The sequence below is a fragment of the Streptomyces durbertensis genome (assembly GCF_014156695.1).
GTDB classification, from domain to species: domain Bacteria; phylum Actinomycetota; class Actinomycetes; order Streptomycetales; family Streptomycetaceae; genus Streptomyces; species Streptomyces durbertensis.
On sequence record NZ_WMLF01000074.1, the window covers coordinates 1 to 16,711 of the forward strand.

Here is a 16,711-nt window from a genome sequence, read left to right on the forward strand (position 1 = left end):
TGTGTATAAGAGACAGGCCTATGCCGTACCACGACCTTCCCCGCCCGGGGCGTGCGTCCTTACCAGCCCGGGGGCGCACGCCGGCGGCGACCGGCCGGGGCCGGGTGGGGGAACACTCCAGCGAGGTAACCTCTCAGGCATGCGTGCGCTCCTAGTGGTCAACCCGAAAGCCACCACCACCAGTACGCGGACCCGTGACGTGCTGACGCACGCGCTCGCCAGCGACCTCAAGCTGGAGGTGGCCACCACGGAGTACCGGGGGCACGCCCGCGACCTGGCCCGGGAGGCCGCGGCGGGCGGCGAGATCGAGCTGGTGATCGCGCTCGGCGGCGACGGCACCGTCAACGAGGTCGTCAACGGCCTGCTGCACGCGGGCCCGGACCCGGACCGGCTGCCGGGGGTGGCCGTGGTGCCGGGCGGTTCGACGAACGTGTTCGCGCGGGCTCTGGGGCTGCCCAACGATGTCGTGGAGGCCACCGGCGCGCTGCTCGACGCGCTCGAGTCCCGGCGGTCGCGGCACATCGGGCTCGGGTTGGCCGCCGGCACGGAGGGCTCGGACGACGCGGCCGTTCCCGGGCGCTGGTTCACCTTCTGCGCCGGGTTCGGCTTCGACGCCGGTGTGGTGGGCCGGGTCGAACAGGCACGGGAACGCGGCAGGAGATCCACCCACGCCCTCTACGTCCGGCAGGCGCTGCGCCAGTTCCTCGGGGAACCGCACCGCCGGAAGGGGACGATCACGCTCACGGTTCCGGGGCAGGAGCCGGTTCACGAGCTGGCGTTGTCCATAGTCTGCAACACCGCTCCCTGGACCTACCTGGGGAATCGTCCGGTGTACGCGGCGCCGCGGGCCTCGTTCGACTGCGCGCTGGACGTGCTCGGTCTGGCGAGGTTGTCGACCGGGGCCGTGACCCGTTACGGCACCCAGCTGCTCACCTCGTCGCCCGAGCGCGGGCTGCGTGGCAAGCACGCGGTGACACTGCACGACCTCACGGAGTTCACCTTGGAATCGCAGGCGCCACTGCCGTTTCAGATGGACGGTGACCACCTGGGGCTGCGTCGGAGCGTCACCTTCACAGGCGTACGCCGTGCACTGCGTGTGATTGTGTAAGTAGAAGCCTCCAAAGTCCTTCCAGTCGAACGTTTAGGCCAGTCTCCACCCACTAGAAGTACGGCTGTGAGCCAGGCGACACCAAGGAATCGAAAAAAACTTGCCGGAAGGGCTTGTATCCGTCGCCGAGGTTTGCGAGTCTCTTCTTGGCGATCGGGAGAGCCCACAGGGCCCCTTGAGAGCCGGAATTCCCTCCACGCAGCAGACATGGGACCCGCATCACATTATCCGTGCGGATCTTCCGTTGCCCAGGGATTCGTGAAAGCGTTCACATTCACAAGCAACCTTTTCGAAACACAGGAGATGGAGCAGCCATGGACTGGCGTCACCGCGCCGTTTGCCGCGAGGAAGACCCCGAGCTCTTCTTCCCCATCGGCAACACCGGTCCTGCGCTGTTGCAGATCGAGGAAGCCAAGGCCGTCTGCCGCCGCTGCCCCGTTCAGGAGCAGTGCCTGCAGTGGGCCCTGGAGTCCGGCCAGGACTCCGGTGTGTGGGGTGGCCTGAGCGAGGACGAGCGCCGCGCGATGAAGCGCCGCGCCGCCCGCAACCGTGCGCGCAAGGCCACCGCCTGACGCGCCCCACCCCCTCGCCTGCTGCCCCCCGAGACGCAGCATCGCAGTGCACCGGGTGAGCACACCCGCACGCACTCACCACATCGGCCGAACCCCGGCCCGTCCCCGACGGGCCGGGGTTTGCCGTGTGTGCCGGCACGCACGGGAGTGCGGGCGGGTGCGCGGATGACGGCGCACGCCGGGGCGCCTACGCCGGCGGCCGGAAACGAACCAGAAGCGAGCCGGCAGCGTCGCCGCGCGCCGACAACCCGTCAGCGACGTCCGGCGCCCAGCGGGATGTCAAACGTGACGCGGGTGCCGCGTTCCTCCCCCGGCGCCATGCCGAAGGCGCCGCCCAACTCGCCCTCGACCAGGGTCCGCACGATCTGCAGTCCGAGATTGCCGGCGGTGTGCGCGTCGAAGCCGGGCGGCAGGCCCTTGCCGTCGTCCTGGACCGTCACCAGGAGCCGGTCCTTGCCGGGCGGGCCGCCGCGGACGGCGCCCACCTCGACCGTGCCGTGCTCGCCGGGACCGAAGCCGTGTTCCAGCGCGTTCTGGAGCACTTCGGTGAGCACCATGGACAGCGGCGTGGCGACCTCCGCGTCCAGGATGCCGAACCGCCCGCTGCGCCGGCCGACGACCTTGCCCGGGGAGATCTCCGCCACCATCGCCAGCACCCGGTCGGCGATGGCGTCGAACTCCACACGCTCGTCGAGGTTCTGGGAGAGCGTCTCGTGCACGATGGCGATCGAGCCGACCCGGCGCACGGCCTCCTCCAGCGCCTCCCGGCCCTCCTCGGAGCCGATCCGCCTGGCCTGGAGGCGCAACAGGGCGGCCACCGTCTGGAGGTTGTTCTTCACCCGGTGGTGGATCTCCCGGATGGTGGCGTCCTTGGTGATCAACTCTCGTTCGCGGCGGCGGAGTTCGGTGACGTCCCGCAGCAGCACGAGAGAACCGATTCTGCTGCCCTTCGGCTTGAGCGGGATGGCACGCAGCTGCACCACGCACTCGTCCCCGTCGATCTCCGCCTCGCGCGGCGCCCAGCCGCTGGCCAGCTTCACCAGGGACTCGTCGATCGGCCCGCGCGAGGGCGCGAGCTGCGCGGTCGTCTGCCCGAGGTGCAGCCCGACCAGGTCGGCCGCCAGGCCCAACCGGTGGTAGGCGGACAGCGCGTTGGGGCTGGCGTACTGGACGACGCCGTCGGCGTCCAGCCGGATCAGGCCGTCCCCCACGCGGGGCGAGACGTCCATGTCGCCCTGCTGCTCGTCGAAGGGGAACTCGCCGGCGGCGATCATCTGGGCCAGGTCGGAGGCGCTCTGGAGGTAGGTCAGTTCCAGCCGGCTGGGGGTGCGCACGGTCAGCAGGTTGGTGTTGCGGGCGATCACGCCGAGCACCCGGCCGGCCCGCCGCACGGGGATCGACTCGACCCGCACGGGCACCTCCTCCCGCCACTCCGGGTCGCCCTCGCGGACGATGCGCCCCTCGTCCAGCGCGGAGTCCAGCAGCGGCCGCCGGCCCCGGGGCACCAGGTGGCCGACCATGTCGTCCTGGTAGGAGGTGGGCCCGGTGTTGGGCCGCATCTGGGCCACGGAGACGTACCGGGTGCCGTCCCTGGTCGGCACCCACAGCACGAGGTCCGCGAAGGACAGGTCCGACAGCAGCTGCCACTCGGAGACGAGCAGGTGCAGCCATTCGAGGTCGGACTCGCCGAGCGCGGTGTGCTGGCGTACGAGGTCGTTCATGGAGGGCACGGCCCGAGCCTAGCCGGTGCCCGCGCCGGGGCCGGCACCCGGCGCGACGGCCGGCCGGAGGCCCGTGCAGGGTCGCGAGGAGGCCCGTGCGGGGCCGGCGCCGCCCCTGCGGCGAACCTTTTTGTTCAAGGCATGGACAGATCTGCCTGGTCTAGTCCAGAATGGCATCGAAACAAAGACTTCTGCCCTCCCCGCACAGGAGGGCGGAACGAGACCGATGCGCTCTCTGCCCTGACCGCGCACCGGTCTCCGATCGCTCCGGGCTGCGGTGCCGGGTTGGGTTGAGGGTCCCTCCCAGGCGCCGCGGCCCGAAGTGTTTTCCGGGTCGGCCGCCCTTCTCGCCGGTCAGGTCGGGCCCGCGGGCACGGACGCGCCGCGTTCGACTTTCGAACACAGGAAGCCGTGAACACCAAGCGCCACGAGCCGGTCCCCGCCTGTGTGCGGGGACCGGCTCGTGCTGTGGAGGGCCTGTGCGATGACCGGCCTGTACGGTGACCGGCCTGTGCGGTGACCGGCCTGTGCGGTGACCGGCCTGTGCGGTGAAGGGCCTCAGTCCGCCGTCAGCCGGCCGGCGATGACCTCGGCGGCGGCCGTACCGCAGACCCGCGCGGCGCCGTGGGTGCTGATGTGCAGCGCGCCGCGCGGCGGTGCCTGAGGCACTCCCATCTCCACCACAACCGTCTCCGGCCGGGCGGCGACAAGCGCGTCCAGCAGCGCCGTCATCCACGGGTGGCGGTGCGCGTCCCGGACGACGGCGACGATCCGCCGGTCGCCGGCCTCGGACAGCACCCGCCGCAGCGCGGCCTCCACGTCGTCGACCTGGTCGCGGCCGAAGTCACCGGTACGGGTGCCCGGCAGCAGCCTGGCCAGTTCGGCCGCGACGCCCCAGGGCGTCTCGTCGCCGACGGCGATGTTCGCCATCGGGGTGAGCGCCGCGACGTAGGGCGGCTCGACGGGCGGGGTGTAGGACTCCGCCCCGGTGACCCGAAGCGCGCGCCGCGCGGCGACAAGTCCGACCTCGGGCTCCGGTGCGTCCCCCTCCCCCGCACCGGAGCCCTCGGCGGTCCAGCGGGCCAGGTCGCGGACCCGGCCGGCGGCCTCGGCCAGCCGCTCCTCCGGAAGCTCGCCGGAGCGCACGGCGGTGACCAGGGCGTCCCGCAGCCGCAGCACGATGTCCTCGTCCGCCAGTCCGCCGCCGACGCAGATGGCGTCGGCGCCGGCGGCCAGCGCGAGGACCGTGCCGCGCTCGATGCCGTGGGTGTCGGCGATGGCCTTCATCTCGACGGCGTCGGTGACGATCAGGCCGTCGAAGCCGAGCCCGCCGGAGGTGACGGGCGCGCGGAGCAGCCCGGTGAGCGCCGAGTGGCTGAGGGTGGCGGGAAGCGCGGCGTCCAGCGCGGGCAGCAGGATGTGGGCGCTCATCATCACCTTGGTGCCCGCGGCGACGGCGGCCCGGAACGGTACGAGCTCCCGGGTGCTGAGCGTGCTCAGGTCGGCGTCGATGCGGGGCAGCGCGTGGTGGGAGTCGACGTTGGTGTCGCCGTGGCCGGGGAAGTGCTTGGTGCAGGCGGCGACGCCGACGGACTGCATGCCCTGGATGTAGGCGGTGGTGTGGCGGGCGACGAGCCGGGGGTCGGCGCCGAAGGAGCGCACGCCGATGACGGGGTTGCCGGGGTTGGAGTTGACGTCCGCCGAGGGCGCCCAGTTGAGGTTGACGCCGCAGGCGGCGAGGCGGCGGCCGAGTTCCCGGGCGACCCGGCGGGTCAGTTCCGGGTCGTCGACGGCGCCGAGGGCGAGGTTGCCGGGGAAGGAGGAGCCGGTGCGCACCTCCAGCCGGGTGACGTCGCCGCCCTCCTCGTCGATGGCCACGAGCACGTCGGGGCGTACGGCGCGGAGTTGCGTGGTGAGCGCGGCGAGCTGCTCCGGGGACCGGATGTTGCGGCCGAAGAGGCCGACGGCGGCGAGGCCGTCGTCGAGGCGGCGCAGCAGCCAGTCGGGGGCGGTGGTGCCGACGAATCCCGGTTGCAGGACGGCGAGCGCGTCCCGGGTGACGGTGTCGGTCTCGGACACGAGCGTGGTCATGCGGTCCTATCCCTTCACTGCGCCGGAGGTGAGGCCGGCCGCCATCTTCTTCTGCACGATCATGAAGAAGATGACCACGGGCACGGCGATGATCACGGAACCCGCCATCAGACCGCCGTAGTCGGTGCCGCGGTCGGTGGTGAAGTTCATCAGCCACACGTTCAGGGTGTACTTGTCGTTGTCCTGCATGAGGACGTAGGCGAACAGGTACTCGTTCCAGGCGGTGATCAGGGCGAAGATCGAGGCGGCGGCGAGGCCGGGGGCGAGCAGCGGGAAGATCACCCGCCAGAACGCACCCATTCGGGAGCAGCCGTCGACCATCGCCGACTCCTCCAGCTCCTTGGGCACGTTGACGACAAAGCCGCGGATCATCCAGATGCTGAACGGCAGCACGGACACCAGGTAGACGACGATGACGCCCCAGTACTCGTTGAGCGCGCCCATCGCGTTGAGCTGCACGTAGATGGGGATGAGCATCGCGGTCGGCGGCAGCACCTGGACCAGGATGAGCACCATCATGAACGGCTTGCGGCCGATGAAGTTGAAGCGGCCGATGGCGTACGCGGCGATGGTGCCGAGCACGATGGCGCCCAGTACGGACGTCACGCAGATGATGAGGCTGCTCTGGATCGCGGTCCAGAAGAAGCGGGTCTCGCTGGCGCGGACGAAGTTGTCGAAGGTGATCGAGGTCGGCAGCAGCGACTGGTCGTAGCTGCGGATCTCGTGGTTCGGGCGGAAGGCGCTGATCAGCAGCCAGTAGACCGGGAAGGCCATCATCACGAAGGCGATCAGGCCGACGACGTTGTAGCCGATGCGGCGCTTCTTGCGGTCGGGCCGCAGCACCGCCTTGGCGGGCGGCTGGACCGGCGGGGTGCCGCCGGCCTCCGGGGCCTTGAGTGTGGAGGTGGGGGCGCTCACTCGACTTCTCCCGTCTTGAGCAGCTGGCGCAGGTAGTAGACGGCCACCCCGGACAGCAGCAGCACGGTGATCAGGGCGATGGCGGTGCCCTGGCTGAACGAGGAGCTGGAGAAGGCCTTCTGGAAGGAGTAGATGCCCAGGAGTTCGTACTCCGGCTCGGGCTTGTTGCCGCGCATCAGGAAGACCTGGCCGAAGACGTTGAAGTCCCAGATCACGGAGAGCGTGGCGACCATCTGGAAGACGGGCTTGATGACCGGGAAGATCACGTGCTTGAAGACGCCCCAGCGGCCGGCGCCGTCGAGCTGCGCGGCCTCCTCCAGTTCCTGCGGGACCTGGGTGAGCGCGGCGTACAGGGTGACGACGACAAACGGGATGGCGCCCCAGACGACAACGGCGGCGATGACGCCGAAGCCCTGCCAGGGGTTGAGGAACCAGTTGTGGCCCTGGAAGTCGAGGCCGGGGATCTTGCTGAGCGTGCTGTTGATGACGCCGTAGTCGGAGTCGGCGAGCCAGCGGAAAATCGAGGTGGCGACGAGGAGCGGCATGGACCAGGCGGCGACGAGCGCCCCGGTCAGCAGCAGCCGGACCCAGGTCGACATGCGCTGCATCATCATGGCGAGCAGCAGGCCGAGGCCCATGGTGAGGGTGACGCAGACGACCATGAACAGGACCGTCTTGAAGGTCACCGACCAGAAGTGGGAGTCGGCGAGGATCGCGCTGAAGTTCTCGAAGCCCACCCACGGCGGGGTGGCGCCGGTCCACAGTTCGCGGCGCCCCATGTCCTGGAAGGACATGATCACCGTCTTGACCAGCGGCCAGGCGAAGACGGCGGCGATCGCGACGATGGCCGGTCCGATGAGGAAGTAGGGCAGGAGGCCGCCGGATGTGGAGCCGCCGGGACGGCGTGCTCTCCCCTTGTCCTTCCCGGGCCCGCCGGTCCCACCCGGGGGCGGGGAGTCGGCTACCGGTGGTTCGGCGGCTTTGGTGTCGGCGGCAGTCACTGTGCTGGCCTTCCGTCTTGTCTGTTCACCCGTGGACGCGCGGGCGGAGGCGAGTGGTCAGCCCCCGCCCGCGCGTGTCGTGTCCGGCCGGTCAGGCTTCGCTGTTGATCAGTTCGTTGATCTTGGCGTCGGCCTTCTTGGTCGCGGCCTCGACGGAGCCGCCACGGACGACCTCGAGCAGCATGTTCTCCAGCACGAGCTGCTTCTCGATCGCGGTCCAGCCGGGCGCGATCGGGGTGAACCAGGCGTCCGGCACCGCGTTGGCGATCGGCGCGGTCTCCGGGTTGTTCTTCAGCGGCTCGAGCTGCTTGGTGTTGTTCGGCAGGATGTTCTTGGAGGCCAGCACCTCCATGGACTTGGCGCTGGTGAACATCGAGATCCACTCTTCGCCGAGGTCCTTGACCTTGGACTTCTCGATGACCGCGAGGTCCGAGCCGCCGATGAAGGACGGCAGCGCCTTGCCGTTCGGGCCGGGCATGCCGGCCGTGGCGATCTTGCCTTCGAGCTTGGGGTTGCCGCTCTCACCGGTGACGACGGAGCCGGCCTCCCAGCCGTTGCCGTAGATCAGGGCCGCCTTCTCGTTGGCCATGACGTTGGCGTGGTCCTGCTCGTCCTTGGTCTTGTCGGCGTTGTTGTACGTGTTGACCAGGTCGACGAAGTGCTTGATGCCCTTCTGCGACTCGGGGCTGGAGAGGTTGCCCTTCCACTCCTTCTTGCCCTCGTCGTACTCGGCGATGCTGCCGTTGTACGCCGCGACGTAGGACATGGCCGCGTACCAGTACTTGCCCGGCAGGTAGAGCGAGGAGAACGCCTTGTCCTTGCCGTACTCGTCGCCGACCTTGTCGAGGGCCTTCTTCAGGTCGTCCTCGGTCTGCGGGAGCTCCTTGGAGCCGGTCGCCTTCTCGAACATCTCGGTGTTCAGGATCGCGACGCGGGCGCCGGCGTAGTAGGGCACGCAGTAGAGCTTGCCCTCGAAGCTGCAGGTGTCCTTCAGGCCCTGGATCCAGGTGTCCGAGTTCTCGTACTTCTTCTCGTCGATCTCGGCCAGGGCGCCGTTGAGGATGTAGGTCATCGTCTCGGTGTTGCCGAGTTCGACGACGTCCGGGAACTTGCTGCCGCCCAGGGCGGTGTCGAGCTTCTTGGCCTTGTCACCCCACTGCTGGTACTGGACCTTGACGTCCACCTTGGGGTACTTCTTCTTGAACTGGGCGTTGACGTCCTTGACCAGTTCCGGCCAGGTGCTCTCCGCGTCGTTCATCAGCCACACGGTGAGCGTCTCGTCCCGGTCCTTCGGGTCCTTGGACGAGTTGTCGCTGTCGCCACCGCAGGCGGCCAGCGAGGCCATCATCGCGACGGCTCCGATGGCCGCTATGAGCTTGCGCTGCACGTCACACCCTCCTCGGGGATGCCAATGATCTCCCGCCCACCGCGGAGGCACACAACGAGCACTGCCCGTGGGGCTGGGACGCTGGCCCAAATGGTCTGGACCAGTGCCCCGCAGCTTGGCCTAGACCTTTGGGGGTGTCAAGAGAGTACGAAAGGCCCGGACCGGTCCGTTATCGGACCGACACGTACCTCAGTGGCCGCCGCGCCACCGCCCGTTGGGAAGAACCGACACGCCGGTGACACGCCCCTGGTCAGCGCGGCGGAAGCCACCTTTAATGGTGTAGACCAAACGGCTCCGGACCGGGACGGGACCGGGACCGCGCTCGCGGTGTATAAGAAGGGGCAGCCCAGCCTCCTCCGCCGGCGGCGCGGTACGGCCCGGCAGGGCGGGCCCGGGCCCGGCGGCACCCCGCCGTCAGGCGGATGGCTGGAACCGGGACCCACCACCCGCCGGGAACGGTCGGCGCGGGTCGCAACACAGGAGTCGGAGGAAGCGGTGACGGCAGCAGCACAACACGGGCCGGACGGACGGACGGCGGCCGAGAACGGCCCGGCCGGCGCCACCAGGACCGCCCGTGTACCCAAGTACTACCGGCTCAAGCGTCATCTCCTGGAGATGACCGAGACCATGCCGCCCGGCACCCCGGTCCCACCCGAGCGGACGCTGGCGACGGAGTTCGACACCTCCCGCACCACCGTCCGCCAGGCGCTCAGCGAACTGGTCGTCGAGGGCCGGCTGGAGCGCATCCAGGGCAAGGGCACCTTCGTCGCCAAGCCCAAGGTCTCCCAGGCACTCCAGCTGACCTCCTACACCGAGGACATGCGCGCCCAGGGCCTGGAGCCGACCTCCCAGCTGCTGGACATCGGCTACGTGACGGCCGACGAACGGCTCGCCGCGCTGCTCGGCGTGCCGGCCGGCGGCCGCGTGCTGCGCATCGAACGGCTGCGGCTGGCCAGCGGCGAGCCGATGGCCATCGAGACCACCCACCTGTCCCAGAAGCGCTTCCCCGCCCTGCGCCGCAGCCTCGTGCGCTACTCCTCGCTCTACACCGCGCTCTCCGAGGTCTACGGCGTCCACCTCGCCGAAGCCGAGGAGACCATCGAGACCTCGCTGGCCACCCCGAGGGAGGCCGGGCTGCTCGGCACGGACGTGGGCCTGCCGATGCTGATGCTCTCCCGGCACTCCTTCGACCGGGACGGCGAGCCCGTGGAGTGGGTGCGCTCGGTCTACCGGGGCGACCGCTACAAGTTCGTCGCCAGGCTCCAGCGCCCGGCGGACTGAGGACCCGGCCCGTCGAAGTGACCCGGGAGCGGCGCCGTGTGAGGGGCGGCGGGCGTCCGGTGAGCGCGCCGCCCCTCGCCGGGGCCCGCGTGTCCGCCTACCGGACGGCCGACGCCGTTCGGCGCAGAACCCGACCGCTCGTCGGCCGGTCGACAGTCGACCTGATGACGCCCCGCCACCACCGGCCTTAGATTTCCTGCGCGTTTTCACAGATCAGCAGACGCGGCCGCCCCCGGCCACAACGCCCGGGCGGGCGCGCACGCGCAGGAACGGAGCCGCGTCATGTCCGAGCGCGCCGCAGCGCCACCCGACCGGACCGGTCAAGCGGTCCGACGCCGTATGTCCCCCGCCGCGGTCGCGGGCTGGGCCGCCGTCGCCGTGGCCGGCGGACTCGGCTGGAGCATGCTGGCGCTGGCCCGCGGCGAGGAGATCTCGGCGGCCTGGATGGTCGCCGCCGCCCTGGGCACGTACGCCATCGCGTACCGCTTCTACTCGCGCTTCATCGCCACCCGGGTGCTGCGCGTCGACAAGCACCGCGCGACCCCGGCCGAACGGCTCGACAACGGCGTGGACTTCCACCCCACCGACCGCCGGGTGCTCTTCGGCCACCACTTCGCGGCGGTCGCCGGCGCGGGACCACTGGTGGGGCCCGTGCTCGCCGCGCAGATGGGCTACCTGCCCGGCACGATCTGGATCATCGTCGGCGTCATCTTCGCCGGCGCCGTCCAGGACATGGTCACGCTGTTCTTCTCCACCCGGCGCAACGGCCGCTCGCTCGGGCAGATGGCCCGCGACGAGATCGGCCCGTTCGGCGGCGCGGCGGCGCTGGTCGCGGTGTTCGCCATCATGATCATCCTGCTCGCGGTGCTCGCCCTGGTCATCGTGAACGCGCTCGCCCACTCCCCCTGGGGCGTCTTCTCGATCGGCATGACCATCCCGATCGCCTTCTTCATGGGCTTCTACCTGCGGATCCTGCGCCCCGGGCGGGTCACCGAGGTCTCGGTGATCGGGGTGCTGCTGCTCCTGCTGGCGATCGTCGCCGGCGGCTGGGTGGCCGAGTCCTCCTGGGCCGACACCTTCACGCTCTCCCCGGGCGCGCTGGTGCTGTGGATGGTCGCCTACGGCTTTGTGGCCTCGGTGCTTCCGGTGTGGATGCTGCTGGCGCCCCGCGACTACCTGTCGACGTTCATGAAGGTCGGCACGATCGTCCTGCTGGCCATCGGTGTGCTCGTCGCGATGCCGACCCTGAAGATGCCCGCCGTCACCGACTTCGCCGCCCGGGGCGACGGGCCGGTCTTCGCCGGCTCGCTCTTCCCGTTTGTCTTCGTCACCATCGCCTGCGGCGCGCTCTCCGGTTTCCACTCGCTGGTCGCCTCCGGCACCACGCCGAAGATGATCCAGAAGGAGACGCAGGTCCGCATGGTCGGCTACGGCGCCATGCTCACCGAGTCGTTTGTGGCCGTGATGGCGATGATCGCCGCCTGCATCATCGACCCCGGGCTGTTCTTCGCCATCAACTCCCCCTCGGGGATGATCGGTTCGACCGTGGAGGCGGCGTCGGCGGCGGTGGCGGACTTCGGGTTCACCATCTCGCCGCAGGAGTTGGCGGCGGCGGCCGCGGCGGTCGAGGAGGAGAGCCTGCTCTCCCGCACCGGGGGCGCCCCCACGTTCGCGCTCGGCATGTCGGAGATCTTCTCGGCGGTCGTCGGCGGCAGCGCGATGAAGGCGTTCTGGTACCACTTCGCGATCATGTTCGAGGCGCTGTTCATCCTGACCACCCTGGACGCCGGCACCCGCGTCGGCCGCTTCATGCTCCAGGACACCCTCGGCAACCTCTACAAGCCGTTCCGGCAGGTCAGCTGGGCACCGGGGGTGTGGTTCACCAGCGCGGTCGTCGTCGGCGCCTGGGGCTACTTCCTGTGGGTCGGCGTGCACGACCCGCTCGGCGGCATCAACCAGCTCTTCCCGCTCTTCGGCATCGCCAACCAACTGCTCGCCGCCGTCGCGCTGGCCGTCTGCACCACGCTGCTGGTCAAGTCCGGGCGGCTGAAATGGGCGTGGGTCACCGGCGTCCCGCTCGCCTGGGACGTCGCCGTCACCCTCACCGCGAGCTGGCAGAAGATCTTCTCCGGTAACCCGCGCGTCGGCTTCTTCACCCAGCGGCAGGTCTACCAGGACGGCATCAACGCCGGCCAACTCATCCCGCCCGCGAAGGACATGGGCGAGATGCGGACCATCGTCACCAACTCGACGGTCGACGGGGTGCTGGCGGCGCTGTTCGCGGTCCTGATCATCGTGGTGATCCTGGACGCCGGACGGGTCTGCTACCGCGCCATCCGCCACCCGGAGCAGGTCCGGCTGCACGAGGCGCCGTTCGAGCAGTCGCGGATCGTCGCACCCGCCGGACTGTTCGCGACGGCCGAGGAGAAGGCCGAACTGGCCGCCGCCGAGGCCGCCGCGCGGAGCGCCGGGTCCGGGCCCGGCTCCGGGGCCGCTGAAGGCCCCGGGGACGAGCGCCCCGAGCCGGTGGGGAGGCGGACGTGAGGCGGACCGCGCGGCTGCGGGCGCTGGCCGCCCGCGCCCGGTGGTTCTGGCGGGAGGCCACCGGCGAGGCCGCGTACGACCGCTACGTGGAACACGCCCGCCGGCAGGCGCCCGGCGTGGCCGTGCTCAGCCGGCGCGAGTTCGAGCGGCGCCGGACGGACGCCAGGGAGGCCGACCCGCGCGAGGGCTTCCGCTGCTGCTGAGCCCCGCCCCCGGTGGGGCAAAGGTGCCGCAGACGACACAACATATGGGGGTGCACCCACAGGGCACCACTAGATGTATGCTCTTCCTCGCCGCTGACGCAGGGGAACCCGGTGAGACTCCGGGACTGTCCCGCAACGGTGAGCGCCGGCCTTCCACGGCTCCGGCGCGAGTCCGAGTACCTGCCGGCGGCCTTCGAAGACGTCCGGGTCTCGTGGGATGGGCTGAGGGACGCCGTCTGACACGCCGTACGGCCATGGGGTCGTGCCGGCGCGTCATGTGCGCGCTCCCCCGCCCACCCGCGCAGGCCATGCCGAGCGAGGGAGAGCACGCCCCGTGACCATCGCACCCGCGGAGCCGGTGTCAGCGGCACTGCTGCGCACACTGACCGACCTGACCGCCGACCTGACCGCGACCGAGCCCGGCAGGGTGGCCGCCGCCGCGCTGCGCGGCCGGCACGCCGGTTCGGACGAGGCCGAGCTGCGGTCGCTGGCCGTCGAGGCGGCGGCCGGGCTGATCGGTGACGAGCCGCAGTACTCCCGGCTCGCCGCGCGCCTGTTGACGCTTGCCATCCGGGAGGAGGCGGCCGGCCAGGGGGCGGTGTCCTTCTCCGCCTCGGTGGCCGTCGGGCACCGCGAGGGTCTGATCGCCGACTCCACCGCCGCGTTTGTCGCGCGGCACGCGCCCGCGCTCGACGACCTCGTCGAGCGGGCGCTGGCCGAGGGCGCGGACGACCGCTTCGGCTACTTCGGGCTGCGGACCGTGCACTCCCGCTACCTGCTGCGGCACCCGATGACCCGGCAGGTCGTCGAGACCCCCCAGCACTTCCTGCTGCGGGTCGCCTGCGGCCTGGCGGACACCGGCAACCCCGGGAACTCCGGGAGCAGCGACGAGAGCGCCGCGCTGGCCGAGGTCGCCGAGCTGTACCGGCTCACCAGCACGCTCTCCTACCTGCCGTCCTCCCCCACGCTGTTCAACTCCGGCACCCGGCACCCGCAGATGTCCTCCTGCTACCTGCTGGACTCGCCGCTGGACGAGCTGGACTCCATCTACGACCGCTACCACCAGGTGGCCCGGCTGTCGAAGCACGCCGGCGGCATCGGGCTGTCCTACTCCCGTATCCGCGCCCGCGGTTCGCTGATCCGGGGCACCAACGGCCACTCCAACGGCATCGTGCCGTTCCTGCGGACGCTGGACTCCTCGGTCGCCGCCGTCAACCAGGGCGGCCGGCGCAAGGGCGCCGCCTGCGTCTACCTGGAGACCTGGCACGCGGACATCGAGGAGTTCCTGGAGCTGCGCGACAACACCGGCGAGGAGGCGCGGCGGACCCACAACCTGAACATCGCGCACTGGATCCCGGACGAGTTCATGCGCCGCGTGGAGGCCGACGGCCAGTGGTCGCTGTTCTCCCCGGTGGACGTGCCGCAGCTCGTCGACCTGTGGGGCGAGGAGTTCGACGCCGCCTACCGGGCCGCCGAGGAATCCGGTCTGGCCGTCCGGTCCGTGCCGGCGCGGCAGCTGTACGCCCGCATGATGCGCACCCTCGCGCAGACCGGCAACGGCTGGATGACGTTCAAGGACGCCGCCAACCGCACCGCCAACCAGACCGCCGAGCCCGGCCGCGTCGTGCACTCCTCGAACCTGTGCACCGAGATCCTGGAGGTCACCGACGACGGCGAGACCGCCGTGTGCAACCTCGGCTCGGTCAACCTCGCCGCGCACCTCGGCGACGACGGCGACATGGACTGGGAGCGGCTGGACAGCACCGTCCGCACGGCCGTCACCTTCCTCGACCGGGTGGTGGACATCAACTTCTACCCCACCGAGCAGGCGCGGAACTCCAACGCCCGCTGGCGCCCGGTGGGTCTGGGCCTGATGGGCCTCCAGGACGTCTTCTTCCGGCTCCGGCTGCCGTTCGACTCCCCCGAGGCGAAGGCGCTGTCCACCCGGATCTCCGAGCGGATCATGCTCGCCGCCTACGAGGCGTCCGCCGACCTCGCCGAGCGGCACGGTCCGCACGAGCGCTGGTCCGCCACCCGCACCGCGCGCGGCGTCCTGCACCCCGACCACTACCCGGACGCCGCCCCGGCGTGGCCGGAGCGGTGGGAGGCGCTGCGGACGCGGATCGCCCGCACCGGGATGCGCAACTCGCTGCTGCTGGCCATCGCGCCCACCGCGACGATCGCCTCCATCGCCGGCGTCTACGAGTGCATCGAGCCGCAGGTGTCCAACCTCTTCAAGCGCGAGACGCTCAGCGGTGAGTTCCTGCAGGTCAACACCTACCTGGTGGAGGAGCTGAAGCGGCTGGGCCGCTGGGACGACACGGCCAGGCAGGCGCTGCGGGAGGCCAACGGCTCGGTGCAGGAACTGCCCGGACTGCCCGAGGACGTGCGGGCGCTGTACCGCACGGCGTGGGAGGTCCCGCAGCGGGCGCTGATCGACCTGGCCGCCGCCCGCACCCCGTACCTGGACCAGAGCCAGTCGCTCAACCTCTTCATGGCCGCGCCGACCATCGGCAAGCTCAGCTCGATGTACGCCTACGCCTGGAAGCGCGGCATCAAGACCACCTACTACCTGCGGTCGCGGCCGGCGACGCGGATCGCCCAGTCGGCCCGGTCCTCCGCCGCCGCCCAGCTGCCCGCCCAGCAGTCGGCGCCCGCCGAGGACGCCGTCGCCTGCTCCCTTGAGAACCCCGAGTCCTGCGAGGCCTGCCAGTGAACACCCCCGTCGAGACCGAAGCCGGCACCGCCGCAGGTGAGACCGCCACGGCCGGAGGGTCGAAGCGTCGCGGGAAGCTGCTCGACCCGGGCTTCGAGCTGACCCTGCGCCCGATGCGCTACCCGGACTTCTACGACCGCTACCGGGACGCCATCAAGAACACCTGGACCGTCGAGGAGGTCGACCTCCACTCCGACGTGGCCGACCTCGCCAAGCTCTCCGCCGGCGAACAGCACCTCATCGGGCGGCTGGTGGCGTTCTTCGCGACCGGTGACTCGATCGTCGCCAACAACCTGGTGCTGACGCTCTACAAGCACATCAACTCCCCCGAGGCGCGGCTGTACCTGTCGCGACAGCTCTTCGAGGAGGCCGTGCACGTCCAGTTCTACCTGACGCTGCTCGACACCTACCTGCCCGATCCGGACGAGCGCGCCGAGGCGTTCGCCGCCGTGGAGAACATCCCCTCCATCCGGGAGAAGGCGCAGTTCTGCTTCCGCTGGATGGACTCGGTGGAGAAGATCGACCGGCTGGAGACGAAGGAGGACCGGCGGCGCTTCCTGCTCAACCTGATCTGCTTCGCCGCCTGCATCGAAGGGCTGTTCTTCTACGGCGCGTTCGCCTACGTGTACTGGTTCCGCTCGCGCGGCCTGCTGCACGGCCTGGCCACCGGCACCAACTGGGTGTTCCGCGACGAGAGCTGCCACATGGACTTCGCCTTCCACGTGGTGGACACCGTGCGCGAGGAGGAACCGGAGCTGTTCGACGAGGAGTTGGGCAGGCAGGTGACCGCCATGCTGGAGGAGGCGGTGGAGGCCGAGCTGCAGTTCGCCCGCGACCTGTGCGGTGAGGGGCTGCCCGGGATGAACACCGAGTCGATGCGCGAGTACCTGCGCTGCGTCGCCGACCAGCGGCTCGTGCGACTGGGCCTGGAGCCGGTGTTCGGCTCGGAGAACCCGTTCTCCTTCATGGAGTTGCAGAACGTGCAGGAGCTGACGAACTTCTTCGAGCGACGCGCCTCCGCCTACCAGGTCGCGGTCGAGGGCTCGGTCTCCTTCGACGACGACTTCTAGGCCCCTCCGGGCCACCACGTCCACGGTCGGCCCGGGCGTTCCGAGGGGAGCGCCCGGGCCGGCCGTGCCGGTTCGGCTCAGCAGCCGCCGCAGTTGTAG

The 16,711-nt window shown here is 70.4% G+C and carries 12 protein-coding genes and 1 riboswitch; of the genes, 7 read left to right on the top strand and 5 right to left on the bottom strand.

The genetic code is table 11. The annotated features are described in order from the left end of the window. Positions 1-139 precede the first annotated feature (139 nt). Together GL263_RS07630 and GL263_RS07635 are read left to right on the top strand one after the other, a co-directional pair. The gene (locus GL263_RS07630; protein WP_182854828.1) at positions 140-1,108 is read left to right on the top strand and encodes a diacylglycerol/lipid kinase family protein; all 969 of its coding nucleotides are present in this window, start codon (positions 140-142) and stop codon (positions 1,106-1,108) included. A 314-nt stretch (positions 1,109-1,422) separates the two neighbouring features. Continuing rightward, the gene (locus GL263_RS07635) at positions 1,423-1,680 is read left to right on the top strand and encodes a WhiB family transcriptional regulator (protein WP_143646083.1); all 258 of its coding nucleotides are present in this window, start codon (positions 1,423-1,425) and stop codon (positions 1,678-1,680) included. Positions 1,681-1,931: 251 nt separating this feature from the next. Here GL263_RS07635 and GL263_RS07640 read toward each other — a convergent pair whose 3' ends face one another. The 5 genes from GL263_RS07640 to GL263_RS07660 form a co-directional block, all read right to left on the bottom strand. Continuing rightward, positions 1,932-3,410, bottom strand: a complete 1,479-nt coding sequence (locus GL263_RS07640) for a sensor histidine kinase (protein WP_182854829.1) — start codon at positions 3,408-3,410, stop codon at positions 1,932-1,934. A 549-nt stretch (positions 3,411-3,959) separates the two neighbouring features. Then, positions 3,960-5,492: a glycoside hydrolase family 3 protein gene (locus GL263_RS07645; protein WP_182854830.1), complete on the bottom strand. Its 1,533-nt coding sequence runs from the start codon at positions 5,490-5,492 to the stop codon at positions 3,960-3,962. A gap of 6 nt (positions 5,493-5,498) precedes the next feature. Then, the gene (locus GL263_RS07650) at positions 5,499-6,410 is read right to left on the bottom strand and encodes a carbohydrate ABC transporter permease (RefSeq protein ID WP_182854831.1); all 912 of its coding nucleotides are present in this window, start codon (positions 6,408-6,410) and stop codon (positions 5,499-5,501) included. Then, on the bottom strand, positions 6,407-7,411 hold the full coding sequence (locus GL263_RS07655; RefSeq protein WP_182854832.1) for a carbohydrate ABC transporter permease: 1,005 nt from the start codon (positions 7,409-7,411) through the stop codon (positions 6,407-6,409). The genes GL263_RS07650 and GL263_RS07655 overlap by 4 nt, the downstream gene beginning before the upstream one ends. Positions 7,412-7,502: 91 nt before the next feature. After that, positions 7,503-8,798 carry a sugar ABC transporter substrate-binding protein gene (locus GL263_RS07660; RefSeq protein WP_182854833.1) on the bottom strand — a complete coding sequence of 432 codons (1,296 nt, stop codon included), beginning with the start codon at positions 8,796-8,798 and terminating at the stop codon, positions 7,503-7,505. Positions 8,799-9,293: 495 nt separating this feature from the next. Here GL263_RS07660 and GL263_RS07665 point away from each other — a divergent pair, with 495 nt between their 5' ends. From GL263_RS07665 to GL263_RS07685, 5 genes are all read left to right on the top strand, one after another. Next, on the top strand, positions 9,294-10,079 hold the full coding sequence (locus GL263_RS07665; RefSeq protein ID WP_182854834.1) for a GntR family transcriptional regulator: 786 nt from the start codon (positions 9,294-9,296) through the stop codon (positions 10,077-10,079). A gap of 339 nt (positions 10,080-10,418) precedes the next feature. Continuing rightward, the gene (locus GL263_RS07670) at positions 10,419-12,623 is read left to right on the top strand and encodes a carbon starvation CstA family protein (protein ID WP_228456212.1); all 2,205 of its coding nucleotides are present in this window, start codon (positions 10,419-10,421) and stop codon (positions 12,621-12,623) included. After that, positions 12,620-12,826, top strand: coding sequence for a YbdD/YjiX family protein (locus tag GL263_RS07675; RefSeq protein WP_182854836.1), 207 nt, complete (start codon positions 12,620-12,622; stop codon positions 12,824-12,826). Before GL263_RS07670 ends, GL263_RS07675 begins: the two co-directional genes overlap by 4 nt. A gap of 74 nt (positions 12,827-12,900) precedes the next feature. Then, a riboswitch (cobalamin riboswitch) is annotated at positions 12,901-13,028 on the top strand. A gap of 132 nt (positions 13,029-13,160) precedes the next feature. Then, on the top strand, positions 13,161-15,542 hold the full coding sequence (locus GL263_RS07680) for a ribonucleoside-diphosphate reductase subunit alpha (RefSeq protein ID WP_182854837.1): 2,382 nt from the start codon (positions 13,161-13,163) through the stop codon (positions 15,540-15,542). A 113-nt stretch (positions 15,543-15,655) separates the two neighbouring features. Continuing rightward, entirely contained in the window at positions 15,656-16,612 is a 957-nt protein-coding gene (locus tag GL263_RS07685; RefSeq protein ID WP_228456214.1) for a ribonucleotide-diphosphate reductase subunit beta, read from the top strand. Positions 16,613-16,711: the final 99 nt, after the last annotated feature.